This window comes from Mesorhizobium sp. M7D.F.Ca.US.005.01.1.1 (assembly GCF_003952545.1).
GTDB classification, from domain to species: Bacteria; Pseudomonadota; Alphaproteobacteria; order Rhizobiales; family Rhizobiaceae; genus Mesorhizobium; species Mesorhizobium loti.
Map to the genome: position 1 here is coordinate 4,768,941 of NZ_CP034453.1, position 24,461 is coordinate 4,793,401.

At 62.1% G+C, this 24,461-nt stretch carries 28 protein-coding genes and 1 tRNA gene; 19 read left to right on the plus strand and 10 right to left on the minus strand.

Annotation, left to right across the window (positions count from 1 at the left end):
* Positions 1-41: 41 nt before the first annotated feature.
* The gene (locus EJ076_RS23100; protein ID WP_126069376.1) at positions 42-2,318 is read right to left on the minus strand and encodes an exopolysaccharide transport family protein; all 2,277 of its coding nucleotides are present in this window, start codon (positions 2,316-2,318) and stop codon (positions 42-44) included.
* Between the two features lie 258 nt (positions 2,319-2,576).
* Between EJ076_RS23100 and EJ076_RS23105 the strand changes: the two genes are divergently transcribed.
* From EJ076_RS23105 to EJ076_RS23140, 8 genes are all read left to right on the plus strand, one after another.
* Positions 2,577-3,140, plus strand: a complete 564-nt coding sequence (locus EJ076_RS23105) for a polysaccharide biosynthesis/export family protein (RefSeq protein WP_109669803.1) — start codon at positions 2,577-2,579, stop codon at positions 3,138-3,140.
* A 10-nt stretch (positions 3,141-3,150) separates the two neighbouring features.
* Positions 3,151-4,281 carry a glycosyltransferase family 4 protein gene (locus EJ076_RS23110; RefSeq protein ID WP_109669446.1) on the plus strand — a complete coding sequence of 377 codons (1,131 nt, stop codon included), beginning with the start codon at positions 3,151-3,153 and terminating at the stop codon, positions 4,279-4,281.
* Between the two features lie 95 nt (positions 4,282-4,376).
* Positions 4,377-5,912, plus strand: a complete 1,536-nt coding sequence (locus EJ076_RS23115) for an undecaprenyl-phosphate glucose phosphotransferase (protein ID WP_126069377.1) — start codon at positions 4,377-4,379, stop codon at positions 5,910-5,912.
* Entirely contained in the window at positions 5,909-7,177 is a 1,269-nt protein-coding gene (locus EJ076_RS23120; protein ID WP_126069378.1) for an O-antigen ligase family protein, read from the plus strand. Before EJ076_RS23115 ends, EJ076_RS23120 begins: the two co-directional genes overlap by 4 nt.
* Before the next feature lie 56 nt (positions 7,178-7,233).
* Positions 7,234-7,310: transfer RNA gene (locus EJ076_RS23125), tRNA-Pro, on the plus strand.
* A gap of 114 nt (positions 7,311-7,424) precedes the next feature.
* On the plus strand, positions 7,425-7,994 hold the full coding sequence (locus EJ076_RS23130; protein ID WP_126069379.1) for a hypothetical protein: 570 nt from the start codon (positions 7,425-7,427) through the stop codon (positions 7,992-7,994).
* Between the two features lie 471 nt (positions 7,995-8,465).
* Positions 8,466-8,966 carry a hypothetical protein gene (locus EJ076_RS23135; RefSeq protein WP_126069380.1) on the plus strand — a complete coding sequence of 167 codons (501 nt, stop codon included), beginning with the start codon at positions 8,466-8,468 and terminating at the stop codon, positions 8,964-8,966.
* A 5-nt stretch (positions 8,967-8,971) separates the two neighbouring features.
* Positions 8,972-9,307: a hypothetical protein gene (locus tag EJ076_RS23140; protein ID WP_126069381.1), complete on the plus strand. Its 336-nt coding sequence runs from the start codon at positions 8,972-8,974 to the stop codon at positions 9,305-9,307.
* 416 nt (positions 9,308-9,723) lie between these two features.
* Here the strand turns inward: EJ076_RS23140 and EJ076_RS23150 are convergent, their stop codons facing one another.
* Both EJ076_RS23150 and EJ076_RS23155 read right to left on the minus strand, forming a co-directional pair.
* On the minus strand, positions 9,724-10,185 hold the full coding sequence (locus EJ076_RS23150; RefSeq protein ID WP_126069383.1) for a YbaK/EbsC family protein: 462 nt from the start codon (positions 10,183-10,185) through the stop codon (positions 9,724-9,726).
* 193 nt (positions 10,186-10,378) lie between these two features.
* Positions 10,379-10,660, minus strand: a complete 282-nt coding sequence (locus tag EJ076_RS23155) for a helix-turn-helix transcriptional regulator (RefSeq protein WP_126069384.1) — start codon at positions 10,658-10,660, stop codon at positions 10,379-10,381.
* A 282-nt stretch (positions 10,661-10,942) separates the two neighbouring features.
* Here EJ076_RS23155 and EJ076_RS23160 point away from each other — a divergent pair, with 282 nt between their 5' ends.
* The 5 genes from EJ076_RS23160 to bmt all read left to right on the plus strand — a co-directional run bounded on the left by EJ076_RS23160 (position 10,943) and on the right by bmt (position 14,489).
* Entirely contained in the window at positions 10,943-11,557 is a 615-nt protein-coding gene (locus EJ076_RS23160; protein WP_126069385.1) for a hypothetical protein, read from the plus strand.
* Between the two features lie 198 nt (positions 11,558-11,755).
* Entirely contained in the window at positions 11,756-11,953 is a 198-nt protein-coding gene (locus tag EJ076_RS23165; RefSeq protein WP_126069386.1) for a hypothetical protein, read from the plus strand.
* Positions 11,954-12,181: 228 nt separating this feature from the next.
* Positions 12,182-13,144, plus strand: coding sequence for an ATP-grasp fold amidoligase family protein (locus EJ076_RS23170; RefSeq protein WP_126069387.1), 963 nt, complete (start codon positions 12,182-12,184; stop codon positions 13,142-13,144).
* A 29-nt stretch (positions 13,145-13,173) separates the two neighbouring features.
* Positions 13,174-13,362: a hypothetical protein gene (locus EJ076_RS23175; RefSeq protein WP_206438732.1), complete on the plus strand. Its 189-nt coding sequence runs from the start codon at positions 13,174-13,176 to the stop codon at positions 13,360-13,362.
* A 104-nt stretch (positions 13,363-13,466) separates the two neighbouring features.
* Positions 13,467-14,489 carry a betaine--homocysteine S-methyltransferase gene (bmt, locus tag EJ076_RS23180; protein WP_164548712.1) on the plus strand — a complete coding sequence of 341 codons (1,023 nt, stop codon included), beginning with the start codon at positions 13,467-13,469 and terminating at the stop codon, positions 14,487-14,489.
* Positions 14,490-14,505: 16 nt separating this feature from the next.
* Here bmt and EJ076_RS35295 read toward each other — a convergent pair whose 3' ends face one another.
* The 3 genes from EJ076_RS35295 to EJ076_RS23195 form a co-directional block, all read right to left on the minus strand.
* Positions 14,506-14,787, minus strand: a complete 282-nt coding sequence (locus tag EJ076_RS35295; RefSeq protein WP_164548713.1) for a hypothetical protein — start codon at positions 14,785-14,787, stop codon at positions 14,506-14,508.
* A gap of 209 nt (positions 14,788-14,996) precedes the next feature.
* Entirely contained in the window at positions 14,997-17,135 is a 2,139-nt protein-coding gene (locus EJ076_RS23190) for a von Willebrand factor type A domain-containing protein (protein ID WP_126069388.1), read from the minus strand.
* A 2-nt stretch (positions 17,136-17,137) separates the two neighbouring features.
* Positions 17,138-17,698 (minus strand): RNA polymerase sigma factor, encoded by a 561-nt coding sequence (locus tag EJ076_RS23195; protein WP_126069389.1) that lies wholly within the window; start codon positions 17,696-17,698, stop codon positions 17,138-17,140.
* A gap of 156 nt (positions 17,699-17,854) precedes the next feature.
* On the opposite strand from EJ076_RS23195, the gene EJ076_RS23200 reads away from it, so the two are divergent.
* From EJ076_RS23200 to EJ076_RS23225, 6 genes are read left to right on the plus strand one after another with little or no spacing between them, the layout of a single operon-like run.
* On the plus strand, positions 17,855-18,178 hold the full coding sequence (locus tag EJ076_RS23200; RefSeq protein WP_126069390.1) for a metalloregulator ArsR/SmtB family transcription factor: 324 nt from the start codon (positions 17,855-17,857) through the stop codon (positions 18,176-18,178).
* Positions 18,175-18,585 carry an SRPBCC domain-containing protein gene (locus tag EJ076_RS23205; RefSeq protein WP_109669419.1) on the plus strand — a complete coding sequence of 137 codons (411 nt, stop codon included), beginning with the start codon at positions 18,175-18,177 and terminating at the stop codon, positions 18,583-18,585. Before EJ076_RS23200 ends, EJ076_RS23205 begins: the two co-directional genes overlap by 4 nt.
* Positions 18,586-18,641: 56 nt before the next feature.
* On the plus strand, positions 18,642-18,863 hold the full coding sequence (locus EJ076_RS23210; protein WP_126069391.1) for a hypothetical protein: 222 nt from the start codon (positions 18,642-18,644) through the stop codon (positions 18,861-18,863).
* A gap of 11 nt (positions 18,864-18,874) precedes the next feature.
* Positions 18,875-19,318, plus strand: a complete 444-nt coding sequence (locus EJ076_RS23215; protein WP_126069392.1) for a DUF1801 domain-containing protein — start codon at positions 18,875-18,877, stop codon at positions 19,316-19,318.
* 39 nt (positions 19,319-19,357) lie between these two features.
* Positions 19,358-19,750, plus strand: a complete 393-nt coding sequence (locus EJ076_RS23220; RefSeq protein ID WP_126069393.1) for a VOC family protein — start codon at positions 19,358-19,360, stop codon at positions 19,748-19,750.
* Between the two features lie 42 nt (positions 19,751-19,792).
* Positions 19,793-20,200, plus strand: coding sequence for a DUF1801 domain-containing protein (locus tag EJ076_RS23225; RefSeq protein ID WP_109669409.1), 408 nt, complete (start codon positions 19,793-19,795; stop codon positions 20,198-20,200).
* A 36-nt stretch (positions 20,201-20,236) separates the two neighbouring features.
* Here EJ076_RS23225 and EJ076_RS23230 read toward each other — a convergent pair whose 3' ends face one another.
* The 4 genes from EJ076_RS23230 to EJ076_RS23245 all read right to left on the minus strand — a co-directional run bounded on the left by EJ076_RS23230 (position 20,237) and on the right by EJ076_RS23245 (position 24,347).
* The gene (locus tag EJ076_RS23230) at positions 20,237-21,415 is read right to left on the minus strand and encodes an NAD(P)/FAD-dependent oxidoreductase (RefSeq protein ID WP_126069394.1); all 1,179 of its coding nucleotides are present in this window, start codon (positions 21,413-21,415) and stop codon (positions 20,237-20,239) included.
* Positions 21,416-21,524: 109 nt separating this feature from the next.
* A complete protein-coding gene (locus EJ076_RS23235; protein WP_126069395.1) occupies positions 21,525-22,262 on the minus strand; it encodes a dienelactone hydrolase family protein in 738 nt (245 codons plus the stop codon).
* Between the two features lie 106 nt (positions 22,263-22,368).
* Positions 22,369-23,673 carry an MFS transporter gene (locus tag EJ076_RS23240; RefSeq protein WP_126069396.1) on the minus strand — a complete coding sequence of 435 codons (1,305 nt, stop codon included), beginning with the start codon at positions 23,671-23,673 and terminating at the stop codon, positions 22,369-22,371.
* The gene (locus EJ076_RS23245) at positions 23,670-24,347 is read right to left on the minus strand and encodes a FadR/GntR family transcriptional regulator (protein ID WP_126069397.1); all 678 of its coding nucleotides are present in this window, start codon (positions 24,345-24,347) and stop codon (positions 23,670-23,672) included. The genes EJ076_RS23240 and EJ076_RS23245 overlap by 4 nt, the downstream gene beginning before the upstream one ends.
* Positions 24,348-24,461: the final 114 nt, after the last annotated feature.

The window sequence follows — 24,461 nt, forward strand, 5'->3', positions numbered from 1 at the left end:
CGCCGCCCGAACGGGCCTCCGCCAAGCGATCCGCGGCTCTCTCAGGCGGCGGCTGTGCGCCGTCCCGGCACCGGATTGCCGGGCGGTTCGTGGCCGAGCGGCGTCACCAGCGTCAGGTCGGGATAACCATTCTCGATCAGCCTGACCGCGGCCTGCGTCACCTCGTCGTCCGGCTCCAGCATGGAGAGAAAGACCTCGGTGGCATCGCCGGCCAGACGGCTGATGCCTTGCGCGTCGGCCGGTCCGCATTCGACCACGACCAGATCATAGGCCGTTGTCAGCGACTGCATGATGATCGGCAGCCGGTCGGCGGCGCGCATGGCGCGGACCGGATCGGCGGTGCCGACCGGAATGACGTGACAGTCCGAATAGAGATCGGCGTGGATGACGTCGCTGAACTGCGCTTCCGAAGCGAGCAGATTGGTGATGCCGGGGAAAAGCCCGCTGTCCAGCATCGGCCGCGAGGCCGCCCCCGAAGCGGTCAGGTCCAGCAACAGCACGCGCAGGCCGCCGTCCGCGACCTCGCGGGCCACCAGGATCGCCGATGCCGCCGCCTCGTCGCCCTCCGGCGAGACGAATATGGCGCGCGCCGCACCGCTGGCGATCAGCTTTTCGGCGGCCTTCTCGATGTCGATCTCGCCCAGAGTGGAACGCACCGGTTCGGGCTCGGCAACCGTCTGCTCGGTGGTCGCCGCATCGGGCATCGCACCCCTATCAGTCGCCTCGGCCCTATAGGGCATCGTGGCCGTGTGGAGCTCGGCCTCCGCTTCAACCAGACGGTCCCCCATTTCCTGGCGAACGACGGAATCCTGAGGGATCGCGGGTTCCGCGCGGACAGCCGGCATTGCGACCCTATCAGGTGCCTGCGCGACATGTGGCATTGCGACCTCATCGATCCGCTCGAAGCGGGAACCGGTCGCCGGCCGCATCGCGCGGCCTGAAAACAGCTCCCGCAGCAGCGTCACGATAGCCATGATCAGCAGCGATGCGGCGAAAGCGGCGCCAACGATCGGCCCGACCTTCGGGAAATAGGCCTCGGAGGGAACCGACGCTTTTGAGGCGATCCGGGCGTCGACCGGCAGATAGTTGCGATCCTGGCGCGAAGCCGCTTCGCGGTAGTTGGTCAGATACAGTTCGAGTTGCTGCCGTTTGGCAGTCGCGTCGCGCTGCAGCGCGTCGAGATCGACCTGCTGCTCACCGGCCTGCGCCGAAGCCGCCTTCAACGTGTTGACGTCGGCGACAAGCTGGTTCTCGCGGGCCTTTGCCGTCTCGGCCTGCATCAACAGGCCTTTCATGATCTTCTGGGCCTCGCTACGGATCTGCACGTCGAGATCGGCCAGTTGCGATTTCAGCGCGCGAATACGCGGATGATTGCCAAGCAGCGTCGTCGACAGATCGGCGATGTTGGAGCGCAATTCGACCTGGCGCTCGCGCAAACGCTGGATCAGATCCGATGACAAAACCTCCGGCACGGCATCCAGCGAACCGCCATTCTGCAGCGCCCTGCGCACGCCGTCGGCTGTCGCTTCGGCCGCGGCGCGATTGGCGCGCACTTTCGACAGTTCGCTCGACAGCTCCGAAAGCTGCTGGGTGGCCAGCACCGAATTGTTGCCACCCATCAGAAGATCGGACTGTGAGCGGTAGGCGGCGACTTTCGCCTCGGCGGTTTTGACCTGCTGCTGCAGATCGGCGATCTCCGGCGCCAGAAAGTCGGCGGCAGCGTTGTTCGATTCCAGCTTGGCCGCCCCTTGCCCCGCTATATAGGCGGCGGCAATGGCGTCCGGTATGGCGGCCGCCAGCTTGGGATCTTCCGATGAGAACTCGATAGCAATGATGCGGGTCTTCTCGACGCCATAGACGTTGAGCTTCTCGTGCATTTTCTTGAGGACGCGCTCTTCCGTCGGAATTTCCATCGGGTCGCTTTTCAGGCCAACTAGAACCAGAGCACGGCTCAACGGCGACATATCGAGCGCTTCGTCGAACTCGGGCAGCTTTTCCAGACCAAGCTTTTGCGCGACCTGCTTGAGGATTTCGTTGGAGGAAATTATCTGGACCTGGGTGGCGACGCCTTGTTCGTCGAGAATTGGCTTGTCGGTGTCGTTGTTGTTGCTGGCCGGCCGCGTATAGACGGATTCACGCGGAGCGATCTCCACCTGCGTCTCGGCCTTATAGTGCCGAGTCGCCAGCGAAGCGAAGGCGAACGCCAGCCCCGTCACCACCAGGACGACGACGACTATGCGCAGCCAGTTCCTCGCTAGGCTGGCGAAGAGCTGCCTGAGATCGACGTCGACATCTGCGGCCGCGGACTGAACGGACATGCATCCCTACTCCGATACTGGGTCAGCACGTACCGTAAACAACTATGGTAACTCAGCCGTTAAGATCGCGGTAAGTTCCCGTTAGGGTTTACTGGCGGGCGATAAACAAAACCGCCAAAAATCGTAAAACTCTTGTCGATGCGCCGCGTGTCGGCCGCTCCCTTTACCGGCCATTAACCCTAACAGGATGATAACGGGCCTCGATCCCTGATGTTTGCTGCGACGCTGCAGCGGCCAGTCGAAGGTACCTGTCCGGTCATGAAAAGCACTGCTTCCCTGTTTCGCGCTCTGCTTGCCGTATCGATGCTTGCTGGCTGTTCCAGTTACCGGCCGACGCCGGCAGCCTTCCATGAGGTGCTCGATCAGCCCTATCGTCTTGGCGCCGGCGACCGCGTCCGCGTCACCGTGTTCGAGCAGGACGGGCTGACCAACACCTACAGCGTCGACCAGTCCGGCTACCTCTCCTTCCCGCTTGTCGGCGCCATACCGGCGCGCGGCCACACCGCGCAGCAGATGGAAAAGGCAATCGCCGACAAATTGCGGCAAGGCTACCTGCGCGATCCCGACGTCTCGGTCGAGATCGACCGCTACCGGCCGATCTTCGTCATGGGCGAAGTCGGAGCCGCGGGGCAATACTCTTACGTCCCCGGCCTGACGGTGCAGAAGGCAATCGCCATTGCCGGCGGTTTCTCGCCGCGCGCCAATCAGGAAAGCGTCGACATCACCCGCGACATCAACGGCAAGGTGATGACCGGCCGCGTGGTCACCTCTGACCCGCTGCTGCCCGGCGATACCGTCTACGTCCGCGAACGTCTGTTCTGACAGATACCAAGTGGCGGACACACTCAGGATCGTCCATTGCTTTCGTTCACCCGTCGGAGGAATTTTCCGGCATGTGCGCGATCTGACCGAGGCGCAGGTCGCGGCCGGGCATTCCGTCGGTATCGTCTGCGATTCGACCACCGGCGGCGAGTTCGAGGAACATCTGTTCGAGCAGATGCAGGACATGCTGGCGCTCGGCATCCATCGCACGCCGATGCAGCGCCATGTCGGCCCGGGCGACCTTGCCTCGGCCTGGCGCACTTACAGGATCATCAAGGAATTGCGGCCGGACGTGTTGCACGGGCACGGCGCCAAGGGTGGCGCTTATGCCCGTCTGTTCGGCTCATTGTTGCGGGTATCAAGGTCTCGCGTAGCCCGCCTTTATTCACCGCATGGTGGCTCTCTCCACTATGACGAGAACACGACCACCGGAAAGCTGTTCTTCGCGCTCGAGCGCTTCATGGCCCGCTTCACCGACTACCTGCTGTTTGTCTCCGACTATGAACGGCGAACATATCGCAGGAAGGTCGGCGAGCCGCCCATTCCCAACGCCCTGGTCTATAACGGCCTGCGCGCCACCGAATTCGAACCGGTGGTCACGGAGCCCGACGCGGCCGATCTGCTCTATATCGGGATGATGCGCGACCTGAAGGGACCGGACATCTTCATCGATGCACTGGCCCTCGCCGGCCCCCAGTTCGGCCGCGCGCTGACCGCGGTGATGGTCGGCGACGGAGACGACCTGCCGCGTTACCACGCGCAAGTGAAACGCCTCGGGATTGAGCGCCATGTCCGCTTCCTGCCGCCGATGCCGGCCAGGGAGGCTTTTGCGCTGGCGGCGCTCGTCATCGTTCCCTCGCGCGCCGAGGCCATGCCCTATATCGTGCTGGAAACGCTTGCCGCGGGAAAGCCGATGATCGCAACCGCGGTCGGCGGCATTCCAGAGATCTTCGGCACCGGTTCCCCTGCCCTGATCCGCCCCGACCCGGTCGAGCTTGCCGACAAGATGAGCCAGGCGCTGGCCGACCCCGCCGCCTATCACGACCTGATGCCCGATGGCGCCGACCTCAAGGCGCGCTTCGGCGCCGATGTGATGGCCGCCGACATCGAGAAGGCCTACTTCGCCGCGCTCGGCAAATAGACGCAAAGGCCAAGCCGTTTCAAAGCCACGGGTTGTTTCAAGGGTTTCTTAGCTCTCTTTTGCTATTCACCGAAGGGAAGCTTGCGGAAAGCCCCATGAACGAGATCGACCCCGCGCGCCGCTTTTCACCAGAGGCGGTGCGTAAATTCGACGGCCCGGCCGATGGCGACACGCCAAGCGGCATGAACGATGTCGCCCGCCAGGTCGCTTCGCAGTACAGGCGCGATACCATGTCGCCGATCATGGTCAGCGGCGTCCTGCGCATGGTCGAATTCGGGTTGTTGCTGCTGTCCGGGCTCGGCGTCTATTTCCATTATGTCGGGTTCTTCAACTATCTCGCCTGGCAATATCCGCTGACGATCGCGGCCGCGTCGTTCCTTGCCGTGGTGCTGCTCGACGTCACCGACTGCTACCAGATCGTCGCCCTGATGCGGCCCATCGCCAATTTCAGCCGCATCCTGCTGGCCTGGGCTGGCGCCTTCGCGCTGATGGCGTTGACCGCGTTCGCCACGAAGATGTCGGAAGACTATTCGCGCCTTTTGTTCGGCACGTGGTTCGTCATCGGCTTCGTTCTCATCTTCGGCCTCAGGCTGGTGATGTCGAAGCTGATCCGGGCCTGGGCGCGTGATGGCCGCATGGAGCGGCGCGCCGTGATCGTCGGCGGCGGCAAGGCGGCGGAAGTCCTGATCCGCTCGGTCGAAAAACAGCCCTACAACGATATCCGCATCTGCGGCATCTTCGACGATCGCGGCGACAAGCGCTCGCCGCCCATCGTCGCTGGCTATCCCAAGCTCGGCACCATTTCGGAACTGATCGAATTCGCTCGCATCGCCCGCATCGACATGCTGATCGTATCGCTGCCGCTGACCGCCGAATCGCGCGTGCTGCAGTTGCTGAAGAAGCTGTGGGTGCTGCCGGTCGACATCCGGCTGTCGGCGCATTCCAACGCGCTGCAGTTTCGCCCGCGCGCCTATTCCTACATCGGCGCGGTGCCGATGCTCGACATCTTCGACAAGCCGATCAACGACTGGGATTCGGTTGCCAAGCGCGCCTTCGACATCGTCTTCAGTCTGATCGGCATCGTGGTGTTCTCGCCGGTGATGCTGGCGACCGCGATCGCTATCAAGCTCGACAGCAAGGGGCCGGTGCTGTTCCACCAGAAGCGGCACGGTTTCAACAACGAGATCATCGAGGTCTACAAGTTCCGCTCGATGTATACGGACAAGGCCGACCCGACCGCCAAGCAGACGGTGACCAAGAACGACCCGCGCGTCACCCGCGTCGGCCGCTTCATCCGCAAGACCTCGATCGACGAGCTGCCGCAGTTCTTCAACTCGCTCTTGGGTTCGCTGTCGTTGGTCGGTCCACGCCCGCATGCCATCGCCGCGCAGTCGCACAATCTGCTCTACAACGAAGTGGTCGACGGCTATTTCGCGCGCCACAAGGTCAAGCCCGGCGTCACCGGCTGGGCGCAGATCAATGGCTGGCGCGGCGAGATGGACACCAACGAGAAGATCCGCATGCGGACGGAATATGATCTCTACTACATCGAGAACTGGTCGCTGCTGTTCGATTTGCGGATCCTGTTCCTGACGCCGATCCGGCTCTTGAACACGGAAAACGCCTATTGACCGCGATTTCCCACGAGCTGCCGCAGGCTGCGGTCAACGCCAAGCTGACCGCGCTGATTTCCTCGGGCGCGGTCTTCCTCGGCATTCTGCTGTCCGGCTTCGTCATCAGCGAGCCGGCGCCTTATGAACTCTACATGGCCGGGCTGATCGCCATCTGGGCGCTTTTCGGCTTGAGGATTTCCCGCGCGGCCACGCCGCTCCTGGTGCTGCTGGTGACGATGAACATCGGCGGCATGATCTCCATGACGCAGATGGCGGACCTCGCCAACACGCCGCTCTATCTCGCCGTGTCGCTGTTTCTCGCCTTCAGCGCGGTGTTCTTCGCATCGATCACTGCTGTGCAGCCGAGCCTCTACCGACTGATCTTCATTGCCTACGTGGTTTCCGCCGTGGCGACCTCGCTGCTTGGCATTGCAGGCTATTTCCACGCCTTTCCGGGCGCCGAAATGTTCACCAAATACGACCGTGCCGCCGGCGCCTTCCAGGACCCGAACGTGTTCGGACCGTTCCTGGTGCTGCCCGGCATCTATCTGCTCTATCTGCTTTTGACCGGACCGGTCACGCGCATGCCGCTGCTGGCGGTGCCGCTGCTGATCATCACCGCGGGCATCTTCTTTTCCTTCTCGCGCGGCGCCTGGGGCATGTTCGCCGTCTCGGCTGTCCTGCTCACCGGCTGCCTGTTCCTGCAAAGCGCCAGCGGCATGTTCCGCCTGCGCGTGGTGGTGATGACGATTGCCGCGCTGGCATTGCTGGTCGTCGCCATGATCGTCATCCTGCAGTTGCCCGGCGTGTCGGAGATGTTTTCCAACCGCGCCCATCTCGAGCAGAGCTACGACACCGCCCGCCTCGGCCGCTTCGCCCGCTACGGCATCGGCTTCCAGATGGCGATGGAGCATCCGTTCGGCATCGGCCCGCTGGTCTTCGGCACGATCTTCGGTGAAGACACCCACGACATCTGGCTGAAGATGCTGATGGATTATGGCTGGCTTGGCTTCGTGTCGTTCCTCACGCTCGTCGCCTGGACGATGGCAGCCGGATTCCGCATCCTGCTGCGCGACCGGCCGTGGCAGCCCTATCTCCTGTGCGCCTATGTCGCCTTCATCGGCAATATCGGGCTCGGCACCTTCATCGACATCGACCACTGGCGCCATGTCTACCTGCTGCTCGGCCTGATCTGGGGCGCCATCGCGCTGGAATACCGCCACCAGCTGCTGTTGCGGCCTGCCTTGCAGCGCTCGTCAGCACCCGCAATCGCAGCGGGATAAAAGTCGCGGAATTCGGTTGACCCGCACGGGGTTATCACGATACATCGCGACCGGTCCGGAGTGTAGCGCAGCCCGGTAGCGCACTTGACTGGGGGTCAAGGGGTCGTCGGTTCGAATCCGGCCACTCCGACCAATTCAACGCAGGACTTGCCCCCGAAGTCCACCTCTATTTTCCACTCATTTTGCAGACAGGGTAACACTGAAGGTAACAACCACTCTCTTCTTCCGAGAGTGAAGGACGAAAGCGATGGCAACCGATACCGTAACACTTGGCGACAAACCGATCGACGTCGATGCTTTGTTTGCCCCGTTGCAGAAAGCCCTGGGCAAGATTGTCATCGAATGGGGTACGCTCCAGGACGACTTGGGCCAATTGTTCGCAGTTGTGATGCGCCATTTACCGGACGGCATGCACATCGCCTTTTCGGCTTGGCAGAGCCACAGCAACGATAGAGCGCAGCGCGAAATGCTGCGATCTGTAGCCAGCGCTCGATTCAACCCGGACCAGTCAAAGAAACCGGCCGACGCTCTTCTTCTAGAGATAGAGTGGCTGCTTGGTCGGTGTGACAGCGTCTCGGAAGCGCGAAACAACTTTGTGCATGCATCCTACACGATGACGCACACCCCGAACGGCCCCGAGCTCTCATCAAGCGTCTTCTTTGGAAATCGTCGCTCGAAGAAGCTGGTGGACAAAGATCTGCTCGCCGACGCGGATAAGTGTAGCAGAAACATCCATGCGCTCGACAGGTTTTGCCGTAACTTGGTTGCCAGCGCCGCCTTTGGCAAACCGCTTCCCGGAAGGCCGCAACTGAACTAGCTAGCAGCGTTTCTGCACCCCGCTCTCGGAACAGGTCGAGTCGCGCTGCTTCTCTGCCTCGCGCGCCCTCCGGCAATGGTTGCCAGTCGGCCGACTTGACCTTCATCGTCCATTTCTCTTTGCGATCTCCCCAATGCCAGATGCCGACGACTTCCGAACCGTCGAACCAGGTCGAGACGTTCAACTTGGGAAAATGCAGCACGCGGGCCGCCCACCAAACCTTTTCGATGTCGTGGTCGCCTGGACCCTTTGCCCATGGAGTCCAGCCCTTGCCTGGCCGTTCCGTCAATTCGCTGTCTCGCATCTTCAACCCCAAGGAGCGACGGATAATTACGGGGTATATCTGACGCTGCAGGCAAGTCTACGAAATGTCAGCAGGCATAATTTGGCAGAATTTACCAGATTTGTTCTTCACTCTTGCACCAAATTCAACTTTAGGAGATGCTAATTCGGCCTTGGGAGGGCTGGGGGATGAAAATAAATGCATTTGTGGCACTTGGTGCCGCCGCAGCGCTATTCGGCTGCCAAACAAGCAATCAAGCTGATTACATGCAGATTGGATACGGGCCCAGTTTCGACGTCGCCCATGCTCAGTGCGAAATGCAAAAGGGGTCGGTTGACCAAGGCTATATTGCCATCGGGTCTCCGGGCTTTGTTGCAGGCGCCGGGATCGGCAATGCCCTGGGCAACTTGGCTGCCGAAGACCAATATATGAAAAACTGCCTCATCCTAAACGGATGGAAGCGTGCCCCGCATGGCCAAGGCGCTACGGCTGCTGCAGCCGTGGCTGCTGGCGCGCCACCGACACCCTATGGGATCCAGCGCGCACCTGGCAGCTGGATCAATACGGCGCTGCTGGACTGGTCAGACGCGAATAACAAGTGCGTTGCCGGCGATAAGGCCGCGTGTGGAGCTCGAGCGAAGCTTGGTGCGGAACTGAGAGCCGCCGGCATAAACCCGGCGCCGGTCTAGGGGCCATGCAGCGGAACCTAGCGATTTGCCTTGGCATCGTTCTGGCACTGAGCGGCTGCGCAGCGGACTATCTCAATCACTACGACGGCGTGACGCTCGCTGTCGGCGACGCCAATCGCGCCAACAGCCTCGCCCAGACGGTCGACCCATTCAATCCGAATAGCCAGAACACGCACATCGAGGGCGACGGGCAGCGCATTGCTGGTGTCGTTCAACAATTGCGGGGACCGGCCAATGCCGCCCCAGCCGGGGGGAACTGTCCGAAGGACGGCAGCACGGCGGCCGATGGTTCGCGATGTGGCGGGCGCTCCGCCGAAAGCCGTCCAAGGGGAGCAATGTGATGAGCTTCCGATTTCGTCGCAGCTTCAAGATCGCCCCGGGCCTCAGGCTAAACGTTGACAGGAAAAGCTTGAGTGTTCGGGGCCGGAGTCAAAGGCTTTGGGCTGACGTCGGGAACAGCCGGTAGCCGCGTCCCTAGCGGAGTTCCCGGCACCGGACTCAGCTACACGAAAAGGATTCGCGCGAAGGATACCGCGCCAGCAGTGGACGAGGATGCGAGCCAGACACCCGGGTCGCGCCCACTTGACTGGGGGTCAAGGGGTCGTCGGTTCGAATCCGGCCACTCCGACCAATTCAAAGCAGGACTTTCCCCCGAAGTCCGCCTCTCCAGATGTCCCGGGCAGATTGGCCAGATCTCGGATCGGGGCAAAATGTCAGACCATGGCCTCTACTGCTTGAACTCCGGGTGTTCCTGACCTTACCCTTGGCAGACATCCACCCACTCCGCGCCGGTAATCTCAACCATGCGCTGCGGGCTGATCCTCACCGCCGCATTGGTGGCGCCTGCCGCAGGCACCACCTCTTCGAATTCGCGCAGCGATACGTCGCAGAAGACCGGCAGCGGCGCCGGCAGGCCGAACGGGCAGACACCGCCGACCGGATGGCTCGTCGCCTCGACAACCTCGGCGGCGTCGAGCATGCGCGGCTTGCCGCCGAACTGGTCCTTGAACTTGCGGTTGTCCAGCCTGGCGATGCCGCTGGTCACCACCAGCATGGTGCGGTCGCCGACGCGCAGGCAGATCGTCTTGGCGATCTGCGCCGGCAGCACGCCATGCGCCTCAGCCGCCAGGGTCACCGTGGCCGAGCTCGCCTGCGTGACGATGACATCGATGTCGGGTGCGTGGGCGGCGAAGAAGGCACGAACGGAGTCCAGGCTCATGTCGAAAACCCATGGTTCAAAACCGTGAAGGACGGCGGATTGCGGTCCGGCAGCCAAGGCCGCCGCGCGTATAAGGACGTGCGACATAGAAATCGGCAAGCGCCAGGCTGAAGCGGAACGCTGCGGCAGGTACGAGGAAACCCGCCAAGGGGCCTTGGCGGGTTTCTCTAGCTCTAGAATGCTTGGCGCGGATCTATGCCAGGGATCGACCTTGCGCCGCCGGCGTCGGCACAGGGCTGATCAGAGCCTCCTGGGAAAGTCGAAGCGCGGACACAATACGACGCAGCTTCGACGGATCCGTTATCCTGCCGTTCTCGATATCCTCAATCTCGTCGACCGACAGTCCGCATGTCAGGGACAGCTTTTCCACGCTGTAGCCGCGGGCCTCCCGCATCGCTCTGAGGGTGCTGTAATCTGGCCCGCTCCCGTTGGTTGCCGGTTCGGAGAGGGCTTCGCTTTTTGCATTATGGGGCATTGGCAACTCCATGACTGAAAGAGTTTGATCAAATGAGGAGTGTTGCCTGAGACGATCGGGAAGATGCCCGCTCGGCAGCGATTTGCCAAGAGCCAAACGGACCGTCACGGGATCGTGAACCGGGTGCCTCGCGGCCCTCTCGTGCACACGTCGCGATCAAGTTGTTTTGAAGGCCCGATCGGCCTTTTGCCGGCAGTTTCGCCGCGCCCGTTCGTTATCTCCGAGTCGCTGGCGTGAAAACCATTCGGTTCCAGCCAGCTCGTTCCCGGAAGGACCTCTGCAATGAACTTGAAGACAATCATAATCGTGCTCGGCACGGTCTCCAGCCTTTCCGTCGCCGGTATGGGCAGCGCTCAAGCGGCGGACGCGCAGCGCGTGCGCGGCACCGTGGTCAGTTTCGAGCCATCGCTGCTCACCGTGAAAACCCGCCAGGGCGATACTTCGGCAATCAAGCTTAATGCCGACTGGAAGATCTCAGGCGTCGCCAACGCATCCGTAAAGGACATCAAGCAGGGCGATTTCCTCGGCATCGCCTCCGTGTCGAAAGCGGATGGCGGCAGCGGTGCCCTGGAGGTGGTGGTTTTCCCGGCCGCGCTGAAAGGCACTGGCGAAGGTGACCGTCCCTGGGACCTGCAGCCAAACAGCCGGATGACCAACGGCACCGTCGCCGACGTCACCGATGTAAGCGGTCGAGCGGTCACGCTGACCTATGACAATGGCCAGACCAAGAAGATTTCGATCCCCGACAACACGCCTGTCGTCACCTTCGCGCCGGCCACGCCGACCGACCTCAAGCCGGGCGCTACGGTCTTCGTTACCGCTCAGCGGGCCAGTAACGGCACGCTGAGCAGCAGTCGCGTCGTGGTCGGAAACAATGGTGTCGTTCCGCCGATGTAGTCGAACAGGGCGGCCAAGTCGCCGCCCTTCGATCTTGCCGCGGATGGTGGTGGCAGCCCGGATTCCTCAGAAACAGTCCAGAAACAAAATTCTACAATCGGGAAATACTGACGAAAAAAATCGGGAGCGTAATCCCATCCGCGGCGGTCGGGCTATCGCCCCGATTCATAGACGGCCGCGAAAGAAAGGAAACGATCCATGAAGAAGTCCCTCCTCTCAGCCCTCGGGCTTGCAGTTGCGCTGGCTTTCACGGTGCCGGTGATCGGCGCAACGAGCGCGGATGCGGCTCCGATGGCCAAGCATCATCGTCATCATCATCGTCATCACCACCACGTCCGCCATCACCACCACCATCATCATCACCACGTGAAGAAGACGATGAAGAAGACCTACTAAGCACACCAGACTGCCAACGAGAAGACCGGCCTTGGCTTCTTGTTCCGAGGCTGGCCTTCTCCGATCCTCGAGCCGCGATCGCGGACTGGATCGACAATTCACGCAAATCCAACGCCGCGACGCCTGCAAAACCTTTTACGAAAACAACAAATCGCGATACGGAATGGGATATATCTGACCGGCGATCTGCCCGGATCGGACTCAGCCAACAACGGCCGGGTATCCCTGATGACGGCCAAGGCCAATTTTTCCTGGACAGGACGCATTATTCTGTCGGTTGCACGCTTGTTGCTGACCGTTCGCCATCCCGCGCTTACAGTGCGGTTCGTGAAAAAACTCGGCTATCTGCCCAATCCGGCCGCGCCCGAAACATACCATGAAATGTTGCTCTGGCGAAAAATCCTCGACCGCAATCCACTGTTCGTAACACTGACCGACAAGCTTGCTGCCAAGGCTCATATAAGCAGCGCCTGCCCCGAACTTGCCTTGCCACGGACGCTCTGGTCAGGGCGCGACCCTGCCGACATTCCTCTCGATCTGCTGGCCGGCGATGTCATCGTCAAGACAAACCACGGCTGCGCGATGAACATATTCGTTGCCGGCGGCGACCCCAATCGCGGCCACATCATCGCCAAGGTGAGGCACTGGCTGAGAAAACGTTATGGCCGCCGCGATGGCGAATGGGCCTATTGGCCTGTCGTTCGCACCGTTTTCGTGGAAGAGCGGCTGGCGCTGTCCGGCACAAGGATCGCAACCGACATCAAGGTGCATGTTTGCGGCGGCGTGGTCACGCATGCCTGGGTCGAGGATAAGGCCGCGCGGCGTTCGCTGCTTTTGGATCGGGAAGCCAATCCATTGCCCGGGCGCGATCCGGACTATCCCCGCGAGGATCAGGCCGTGCCCGTCAATGCGCGGCTTCTGGACTATGTCCGCCAGGCGATATCGATTGCCCCTGCCATCGCCGGCAATCTCGACTACATCCGCATCGACTTCCTGGTCACCGATCATCGTCTCTACGCCGGCGAGATCGTCGTCTATCCAGGCGCGGGCTATGGCACTACCACCAATCCGGCGTTCGCCGGCGAAATCGAGCGGCTCTGGCGGCTCGACCAATCCGCCTTCCTGCGGCGGCACCACAAAGGTGCTGTGGCCCTATATGCCGAAGCACTTCGCGCCAAGCTCGCGAACTAAATTAGTCCCGGCCACGGCATTTCCATTTTTTGAAGGACAGGTCATGCCAGACCCGCGCCGCATCGGTCTCCGCGTCGATCAACCCGCCGGGCGGCTATGTGACGTTGCGCACCGAGCAGAATCTCCTGCTGGTGGTCACCGCCTGCTCGGTTGACTATTATCCAACCAATGGCGGGATCTGCACCGAAATCCATGTCGAGATCACCTCGACACAATGAGGAACGGCCTCCGATCCTGGTGCCGACATCGCTGCAAAATCATTGACTACACATAAAGACTTCTTTATATCCTTATTCGACTTCGAAACATGAAAGCCAATCCGATGACGACCACCAACCCGATCGATGCGCTGCTGGCTGAAAAGGGCGTGCTGCTGGCCGATGGTGCCACCGGCACCAATTTGTTCGCCATGGGTCTGGAGGCCGGCGAGGCACCCGAGCTGCTGAACGAAACGGCGCCCGACACCATCACCAGCCTGCACCAGAATTTCGTCGATGCCGGCGCCGACATCATCCTCACCAACTCGTTCGGCGGCACCCGTCACCGCTTGAAGCTTCACCATGCGCAGGATCGCGTGCATGCGCTGAACAAGCGCGCCGCCGAGCTCGCACGCGCTGTCGCCGACAGAGCGGGCCGCAAGGTGATCGTCGCCGGCTCGGTCGGCCCGACCGGCGAATTGCTGGTGCCGCTTGGCGCCATGACCTATGACGAGGCGGTCGATGCCTTCGCCGAGCAGATCGAGGGCCTCAAGGAAGGCGGCGCCGAAGTCGCCTGGATCGAGACGATGTCGGCTCCCGACGAGATCCGCGCCGCCGCCGAGGCTGCCATTCGCGTCGGCCTGCCCTACACCTACACCGGTTCCTTCGACACCGCCGGCCGCACCATGATGGGCCTGCTGCCGAAGGATATCCACGGCGTCACCGACGGACTTTCGCAAGCGCCGCTCGGCGTTGGTGCCAATTGCGGCGTCGGCGCGTCCGACATCTTGGCCTCGCTGCTCGACATGACCGAGGCGAAGCCGGAGGCGACGGTGATCGTCAAGGGCAATTGCGGCATTCCTGAATTCCGCGGCACCGAAATCCATTATTCCGGCACACCCGAACTGATGGCCGATTATGTGCGCCTCGCTGTCGACGGCGGCGCCAAAATTATCGGCGGCTGCTGCGGCACCTCGTTCCAGCATCTGGCCGCCATGCGCAAGGCGCTCGATGCGCACACCAAGGCGGATCGTCCGACGGTTGCCGCAATTGTCGAGCGCATCGGTCCGATGCGCAACAAGGTGGCGACGGAAAACACCGCCGAGACCAGTGAAGCCCGCCGCGAGCGCCGCCGCAGCCGCGCCTGACCTTATCAGTCTTCGATTATTCGCTGTTGTCGGCGTAGCTCGACTGCGCCGACTTGAAGTCGACCACATTGTCGCCGCTCATCGTCATCAGCGCGCCAGATGAAACCGGATCGGTTATCTGCTCCAGCATGATGCGGAAGCGGTCGTTGGTCAGTGCCGACATGGCGGTGTTGCGGGCAGCGGTGACATTGTCGCTGATACGCCTGGATTCCGCCGACGGTGCCGACGAAGCGGCTGGCCCTTGAGCTGGAAGGTCTCGTGCCGGCGGTATCGAGTTGGCGATAGTCCTGATCTGCAATTTCGGCTCCCTCAAGCCCAGTACACCTGTCCCGTGTAGCAAGAGGGAGTTGCGATCCGGTACCGGAAATGCCGTGCAATTTAACGACCCGGAAAATTCTCCGAAAAAAAGGCCGGCAAGGTTTCCCTCGCCGGCCTGCCTCACCCGCCCGTTGGTCGGTTTCCCGTATCAGAACGATCCCATCTGAAAGAAACCGGCCGTCATCACCACTACCGGTTACCGCCCAGCGCCGAGGCAAGGCGCACAAGCGAGAGGAACTCGGACCTGTACCCAAACGGGTCGGCTCCTCGAGCGGCAGTGGCAATCTCCATGATCTTGTCGTAACCGAACTTCGCGGTCGCATCCTCGTCGCGCAGCTTCTGGCCGAAGGCAGCAACGGCGACGGAGAAACGCTGGTCGGTGCTGGCCTGGTCGAAGGACGAAATCTCGTTGGCCGAGGTCACCGGCGTGGTGATCAGCTTCGAGACGTCTTCATTCGGCAGCTTGTAGCGGATCTTGACGAAGGCATATTCGTCCGCATTGGCGACGCCGCCATTGTCCACCGACGCCTGGCCATAACGCAGCGGATCGATCTGCTCGCCACCGCTGCCCTTGGGCGTGATCTCGTAGATCGCGGTGACCGAGTGGCCCGAACCGATATCGCCGGCATCGACGCGGTCATTGTTGAAATCCTCGCGGTTCAAGGCGCGGGTCTCGTAGCCAATCAGGCGATATTCCGAGACCTTGTTCGGGTTGAACTCGACCTGGATCTTCACGTCCTTGGCAATGGTGAACAGTGTCGAGGAGGCATCCTCGACAAGCACCTTTTCAGCTTCGGCCAGCGTGTCGATATAGGCGGCGGTGCCGTTGCCATTCTGGGCGATGGTCTGCATCATCTGGTCGTTCAGATTGCCCCGGCCGAAGCCGAACACCGACAGGAAGACACCGGTCTTGCGCTCCTTTTCGATCAGCCGCTTCAGATCATCATCGTCGCTCTGGCCGACATTGAAGTCGCCGTCAGTGGCAAGCATCACCCGGTTGACGCCATCCTTGACGAAGGATTTTTGCGCCAGCCTGTAGGCTTCCTTGATGCCCGCCTCGCCGGCTGTGCTGCCGCCAGGCGTCAAATTGTCGATGGCACTGAGAATCTTGTCCTTTTCGGACGCCTTGGTCGGCTCCAGGACTGTGCCGGCATCACCCGCATAGGTGACGATCGAGATGGTGTCGTCCGCCTTCAGCTTGCTGACCAGCAGCCGGAAAGCCGATTTGAGCAGCGGCAGCTTGTCGGGCTCGTCCATCGAGCCCGAGACATCGATCAGGAACACCAGATTGGCCTTCGGCTGCTCGGTCGGCTTGACGTCAAACCCCTTGATGGCGACGTGCATCAGCCTGGTCTGCGTGTTCCACGGCGTCGGCATCACGCTGACGGTCGAGTTGAACGGCGTCGAGGCCGACTCCGGGCCCTTCCAGTCATAGGGGAAGTAGTTGATCATCTCCTCGACGCGCACCGTATCGGCCTGCGGCAGGGTGCCCTGCTTCAGCGAGCTGCGCACGAAGGAATAGGAGGCCGTGTCGACGTCGATCGAGAAGGTCGAGACCGGGTCCTCAAGTGCTGCATGCACCGGATTGGTCTTGAAATCCTCGACGCGGTCGCGGTTTTCCTCCTGCGGCTGCATCTGGTCGGCCGGCAAGGTAGACGGCGGCTGCACCATCAGCTTGGACTCGGCCGGCATGCGGGCGGCCCGAGAGGTGCTGGGCGCGCTTATGGAGCCGTCCAGCGCAAACTCGCCCGTCGGAGCTGGCGCAGGAGGTGCAACGTTCGTCTTTCCGGCGTCGGCAGCATCCTGGCGGGGAGCGCCCGTCGCCGATTCCTGCTGTGCCGTACCACCAGCAATGGTCGATTCGGATTTCGGCGGCGAGGCCGGCGCCACAAGCGCATCGGCGGCGTCGCGGCTTTCCACATCCGCGTCGGCCTTCTTGTCCTTCTCCAACCCGGTCGGAGTTTGCTTCGGCTCAGCCGGCTTCAAGGTCGCCGGCTTGTCGGCCAGCGTCTCGGTGATCTTCTCGTCGCCACCGAATTTCGGCGGCTGTTCCCTCAGCAAATGGAAGGTGGCGTATCCGGCGATCGGCAGGGCGACAAGCCCGGCAAGAGCCGGCGTGGCAATGAGTTTCTTTTGCATGATCTCGCTCCAGAGCTCTTGTGCTCGCTCTGTGAGACGAAGCCCGCCGACCGATCCTTGGGTGACGGCAGAAATATTTTCCTGATCGTATGCGCGCAGAGCAGCTTCGAAAGCACGTGCCTTGGCATCCTGAGCGGGCGCCGGTGCCGCGATATCGCGCAGTCTGTTGAGTTCGTTGTCGTCGACCATGGTCACACTTCCCCGGCCGAGCGCATCAGCGTCTTCAGCCGTTTCTTCGCTTCATGGATGTGCCAGGAAACCGTCGTCTCCGAGATCGCCATCGCCTCGGCGGCGGCCGCGTGGCTCAGGCCCTCGCCATAGACCAGCAGCACGGCGTCGCGTTGCTTGTCCGGCAATTGCCGAACCGCCGCCCACAGCGCTTCGGCCGGGTCTTCTGGTTCGACTGACGCCTCGCCCGAGATCAGCGCATGGACGCCATAGGCCTCGGTCTTGACCGTCTCGCGCGCGGTCTTTCGCATCATGTCGCGCGCGGCGTTCATCGTCACGGAATAGAGCCATGTCGTGAAGGCGGCGCCGCCGCGATAGTCGCGGATCGCCTTGCCTAATCGCACACAGACTTCCTGGGCGATGTCTTCGGCATCGGCCTTCCGGCCGCACCAGCGATAGGCGGCGCGATAGACGAAGTCGTAGTGACGCTCCAGCAATGTGCTGAAGGCCCCCCTGTCTCCGCCCTTCGCCCGTCCGATCAGTTCGGCGTCGGAGGCTTCGCTTTCATCCAGCATCATCGCCATCATTTGCCTGTTGGACGAAGGCTAATGGCTAATCCTTGGGACAATGGGAAGATTTTTTTGAAAACGGCCGGATCGTGACCACCCACGCTCCCGCTTGACACATACATATCTCGGCGGTTATATGTCAATCAATAGCCACCGGGTTATCAATCCCAAATGACCAACGCTCACGATGTCCTGTTCAGAACGCTCTCCGATCCGACGCGTCGCGCGATCTTCGAGCGCCTGTGCCGGCAAGGCGAGCAGACGGTTGGCGCTTTGACAGCTCAGTCGGGTGTCTCGCAGCCAGCGGTGTCGAAGCATCTCGGCGTGCTCCGGCAGGCCGGACTGGTGCGCGACCGCCATGAGGGACGGCAGACCCATTATAGCGCCCAGCTCGCAGCGCTTTCTCCCCTGACCGACTGGACGAACCAGATGAACGCGTTCTGGCAAAGCCGGTTCGACGACCTCGAGAATTTGCTCAAAAGAATGGACCAATGATCAACACTGCGACCGAAACGCGCTCCGTCATCGTCGAACGTGAAATCCCCTATCCGCCGGAGAAGATCTGGCGTGCCCTCACCCAACCGCATCTGATCGAGGAGTGGCTGATGAAGAACAACTTCAAGCCAGTCGTGGACCACCGTTTCAATCTCAGCGCGGACTGGGGCGGCGTCGACTGCCAGGTCCAGACGGTCGAGCCCAACAAGACACTGTCCTACACCTGGGACACCAAGGATCTCGAGAGCGTCGTCACCTGGACGCTCACCGCTACGAGCACGGGAACCCATCTGCGCATGGAGCAGACGGGCTTCCGGCCGGATCAACAGCCATATTTCCGCGGCGCCACGGTCGGCTGGCAAAGGTTCCTTACTGCCCTGGAGGACGTCCTGGCGCGGCTGGATTGAAACCGCCGGCAAGCGGATTGCTGGTCCGCTTCGGCTCTTTTTGACAGGAGGTGCCATTGGACTGGAACAAGTGGATCCGGCAAATTCATCGCTGGCTGTCGATCATCTTTACGGTGACCGTCATCGCCAACTTCGCCACCATGGCATTTGGGCAGCCTCCCGCCTGGGTGGTCTACTCGCCGCTCTTGCCGCTCTTCCTGCTGCTGTTCAGCGGCCTTTACATGTTCGTGCTGCCCTATGCCGCCAAGGGGCGCGGCGCGCAGCGTGCCGGCGGATAGGAGTGGGCAGAATGGCCAAGGCGCAGGGACAATCGACCACGGCCAAGGCTGCGCCGGTCCTGCTTTCGGGCGGCAACCCGCAAATCGCCAAGGGCGACGGCGACGCCCTGGTGCAGGCCTACATCGCTGCAATGCCGGGCCGGAAGCGTGGTCTCGGCGAGCGTCTCGACGCGCTCACCGTGCGCAACGTGCCTGACGTTCGCAAGGCCGTGCGATGGAACTCGCCGTTCTACGGCATCGAGGGTCAAGGCTGGTTCGTGTCGTTTCATGTCTTCACCCACTACGTGAAGGTAACCTTCTTCAGAGGCATGTCGTTGCAGCCGATTCCACCCGGCGGCACGGCGAAAAGCAAGGACGTTCGCTGGATCGACATCCGCGAAGACGATGCGTTCGACGAGGCGCAAATGGCGGACTGGATCAAGCAGGCCGCTGCCCTGCCCGGCTGGATTCCGTAGCGGTCACAGAGGCAAGAATACGACAGAGGAGAAAGTGCGATGAAGATCAAGCTAACCAGCGTGTATGTGGACAACCAGGAAAACGCGCTGCGCTTCTACACCGACGTGCTGGGCTTCACCAAGAAGGCCGATTTCAGCAACGGGCCCTATCGCTGGCTGACCGTGGCCTCAGCTGAAGAGCCTGATGGAACGGAGCTGCAGCTCGCGCTCAACGACAACCCGGCCGCCAAAGCCTATCAGGAAGCCATCTTCAAGCAGGGTCAGCCCGCGGTCATGTTCTTCACCGACGACGTCAAGGGCGACTATGAGCGCATCAAGGCGAAGGGTGGCGCGTTTATCAAGCCGCCGACCGAGGTGACCGGTTCGACCATCGCCCAGCTGAACGACAGCTGCGGCAACCTCGTTCAGATCACCCAGCTGGCGCGCTGGTAACGGGCGGCGGTTGAAACGCGTCGAGGCATAGGAAGGCACCCAATGAACCCATCCGAACAGATCGACCAGCTGATCGCCGGCCTCACGGACTGGCGCGCCGAGATGCTCGCTGGCATCCGCAAGACCATCCTTGCAGCCGACCCGGACATCGTCGAGGAGTGGAAGTGGATGGGCAGCCCGGTATGGTGCCTCGACGGGAACATCGTGGTCGGCAACGCCCACAAGGACAAGGTGAAGCTCACCTTTTCCCACGGCGCGAGCCTGCCGGACCCCGACAAGCTGTTCAACAACGGTTTTGGCGGCAAGGTGTGGCGGGCAATCGATATCCTTGAGGGCGATAAGCTCGATGAGCGTGCCCTGAAAGACCTCGTCCGTGCCGCGATCGACTACAACCAGGCCAAAAAGAAGAAGAAAGCGCCGGCGGTTACTCGGGCGAAGGCGCAGAAGTAAGACTATGAAGCCGGTCGTGGATCGGCGCTTTCGACCCTAAGCCGCCTGCCCCGCCACCCAGCCCGACGACCACGCCCACTGGAAATTATAGCCACCCAGCCAACCCGTGACATCGACGGCTTCGCCGATGAAGAACAGGCCCGGCACGGATTTCGCCTGCATCGTTTTCTGCTCCAATCCGTTGGTGTCGACGCCGCCCAGTGTCACTTCGGCGGTGCGGTAGCCCTCTGAACCGGCAGGCTTGATGCGCCAGTCATTGACCGCAGCGGCGACGGTTTTGATCTGGGCATCGGAAAGATCGGCGAGGTTGCCGTCGATCCCGGTTCGCTCGGCTATCGACTGCGCCAGCCGCTTCGGCAGATGATTTGCCAGCACGGTCTGCACCGCTTGCCGTCCATTGCCGCGCTTGGCGATACGAATGATTTCCGCCACATCAACTCCCGGCAGCATGGCAATGCAGATTTCATCGCCCTCGCGCCAATAGGAAGAGATCTGCAGGATGGACGGTCCGCTGACACCGCGATGCGTGAACAGCATCGCTTCGGAAAACCGCGTCTTGCCGCAGGCGACTTCCGCGTCCACGGCGTTGCCGGCCAGGGGCGCCAGGCGCTCGAGCATGTTTGCATCGAAGGTCAGTGGCACCAGCGCCGGCCGCGTTTCGACAACGGCAAGGCCGAACCGTTCGGCAAGCTCATAGCCGAAGCCGGTCGCCCCCATCTTGGGGATCGACTTGCCGCCGCAGGCCACGACAACGGACTGGCAAGTGACCGTGCCCGTGGAGAGGGTGAGCACAAACCCCTCCTCGGTCTTGCGGACGTCCTCAACCCTGGTCGACAGTGCCAGCTCCACGCCCCTGTCCTGCATTTCCGAGATCAGCATGTCGATGATCTGGCGAGCCGAGCCGTCGCAGAACAACTGCCCCAGTGTCTTTTCGTGATAGGCGATGCGGTGGCGTTCGACGAGCGCAATGAAATCGCGCTGCGTATAGCGGCTAAGCGCCGAGATGCAGAAATGGGGATTGTCCGAGAGAAAGTTCTTCGGGCTGGCATGGATGTTGGTGAAATTGCACCGGCCGCCGCCGGAGATGCGGATTTTTTCGCCGGGCATTGCCGCATGATCGAGGATCAGCACCGAACGGCCGCGCTTGGCCGCTTCCACGGCGCACATCATTCCGGCGGCACCCGCGCCGATGATCACGACATCATAGGATTGCATCAGGCTATTCGTTCCCGCTCGACCCGCTAATCCGGGGCCGCGCCATTAGTGCTGCCTGATAGCGCGAACGGGACGGGCAGCCAACAGGCAAGGACAGCCGCGGAAAGGCTTAGATCAGGGTCTCGGCGAACAGCGTCGTCAATCGCTTCCAGTGGCGTTCCGCACCCGCGGCATTGAAAACGCTATGATCGGGTACGCACCAGCCATGCGCCATGCCGACATAGTTCTCGATGACATGGTCGACTTCCGCAACCCGCAGCGCCTCGGCCAGTCGCGCGGACTGTTCCGGCGGGAAACTTCTGTCGACGCCGGATGTGCCGACATAGACACGCGCCTTGATGGAGGCCGCCTTGCGATGCGGGCTGTCGGCGGCGTCGCTGGCCAGATTGCCGCCATGGAAGCTCGCGGCCGCCTCTATCCTGTCGGGATAGGTTGCGGCGGCATTCAGTGCCCGGCCGCCACCCATGCAGTAACCAACGGTGCCGACCGGTCCGGTGACGCCCTCGGCAGCAAGTGCATCGAGGAATGCACCGCTGTCGCTGATAGTCATATCCTGCGAGGTGCCTGTGACCAGCGCCATCAGCGCCGCCTTGGTCTTTTCCTCGACGAAGGCGGTCTTGGCGTCGAACGGCCCGTAAGGCGCATTGCGGTAGAACAGGTCGGGCACCAGCACCGCATAACCTTCATTAGCCAGCCGCTCAGCCATGCTGCTGAGCGCCGGCCGCGGACCGAAAGCATCCTGATAAAGAATGACGCCGGCCTTGGCCGGAGATGCGTTTGCCGAGCGGAAAAGCCCTGCTTTGGCAACGCCATCCCTGGTCTTGATCTGAAGGTCCTGCTTCGTCATCGCCCGCTCCGTTCGATTGATGCGCGATACATATCCGGCCAAGCCGATACGGCAAGGCGTTCCCTGAACGCGGCAGTCAACATTTCGTGCAGGATTGCGTGACGCGTTATCGGTCGTCGGCGCGCACGGTCCGTGCACCCACATGCAGCGCACGGCCGGCGCCGAGCCCCATGATGGCTGCGCCAAGCCCGAGCGCGACGAACAGCAAGGCCGACGCCGAAAAACTGCCGGTCCAGCCACGGATCAACCCCACCAGCAGCGGGCCGAATGCCGCCAGAACATAGCCCACACCTTGCGCCATGCCCGAAAGATGGGCCGCCACATGCGAATCCGGCGAACGCAGCACGATCAGGCTCATGGCAGCCGCGATCAGGCCGCCCTGCCCGATGCCTTGCAGGACCGCCCAGAACAGCACGGTCGAGGTCGGAGCGAAAAGAATGCCGAGCAGCGCAATCACCGCTGTGGCAACAAGCGCCACATTGATGCCGCGCTGGTCTTTCAGCCGCATCGCAAAGGACGGCACGGCAAGACACGTGATGACCTGCGCCATCACCGATACCGAAACCATGGCGCCGGCGGTGGCCGCGTCGAAACCGCGCTCGCGCAGGATCGGCGCCAGCCAGCCGAAGATGCAATAGGCAAGCGCTGACTGCAGCCCCATGAACAGCGTCACCTGCCAGGCCAAGCGATCGCGCCAAAGCCCGACGACGCGAAACCCTTGATGGCTGACCTGCCGCCGGCTGCCGAGCGCCTGCGGAATCCATATCAACAGCACGACCAGCGTCGGCGCCGCCCAGGCAGCGAGCGCTCCCGACCATGAACCCGTGACCAAATGCTCGATCGGCAGTGTGAAACCCGCGGCAGCGGCCGAACCGGCGCAGAGCGCCATGGTGTAGAGTCCGGTCATGACGGCGGCCCTGTCGGCAAAATCACGCTTCACCAGGCCCGGCAGCAGGACGTTGCCGATGGCTATGGCACCGCCGGCAAGGAAGGTGGCGACAAACAGCAAGGGAACCGATTCGAACCAGCGCAGCCCGGTGCCCAGCACCAGCAAGGCGAGCGCGCCGAGCAGCGTGCGTTCAGCCCCATAGCGTTGGGCAAGTTTTGGCGCGAAGGGCGCAAACAGACCCAGGCACAAAACGGGCAGCGTCGTCAGCAGGCTGGCGCCGGTCGTCGAAAGCCCGGTTGCCTGCATCACCTCCGGCAACAGCACCGACAGGCTGGAAAACAGCGGCCGCAGGCTGAAGGCGATCAGCACAAGGCTCGCGCCAAGCACAATACGTGCTGCACGGCTGCGCAGTTCAGGCGGCTGCGGTGCGGGCAGGCTGTCGACTTCCGCATCGATGAGCTCCAGCCCCTTGATGGCCTCGGATTGCGCCTTCGGGTCAGGCTGACGAAAACTCTGGTTCATTGCGAAAGCAGTCTTTCAAGTTGGGCAAGCACCGGCGCCATGAAGGCGCGGACGGCGGCAACCGCGCGCTCGGGATCGCTAGCGGCAATGGCCTCGACAATTGCCGCATGCGCCTGCTGGTCCGGTTCGGGCAGATTGCCGTCGAGCGTGGCGTGGATGGTCTCGGTGATGGCGGCGGTGAAGAAGTCGTAGAGCTCCATCATCGCCCTGTTGCCGGACGCGGCGACGACGGACTTGTGGAAAGCAAGGTCGCGGCGGATGAAGGCATCGCTTCCGCCGTCCGCAACGGTGCCGCGCTCGGCAAGCAGTTGGCGCATCCCTTCGAGATCGGCTGGCGTGTGGCGCAAGGCGGCGAGCCGTGCCGCCTCCAGGTCCAGCGCTGCCCGCGCCTCCCACTGATCGCGCAGGCCGCTGCGCTTGACCCGGTCGAGCGCGGCAGAGGTATCGACGGCAGAGCGCACATAGGTGCCCGAGCCCTGGCGCGTATCGAGCAACCCTTGCGAGACCAGCACCCGCACCGCTTCACGCACTGTGCCACGGCTCACCGACAAAAGATTGGTAAGGGCTGCCTCATTGGGAATACGCTCGCCGACGCCCCAGCGGCCGCTGACGATCTCGGCACGCAGGCTTTCGGCGGCGCTGTCGGTAAGATTGGTTCTGATGGCGGGTTGCATCGGCCTATTCATCAAGTCATCTGATGACTTGATGAATAGGCCCGCTTCTGTCGATCGTCAAGGCGCTCTTTTGGAACCCACAGTCACGCACCGATGCAAAACCCGTAAGGCAGG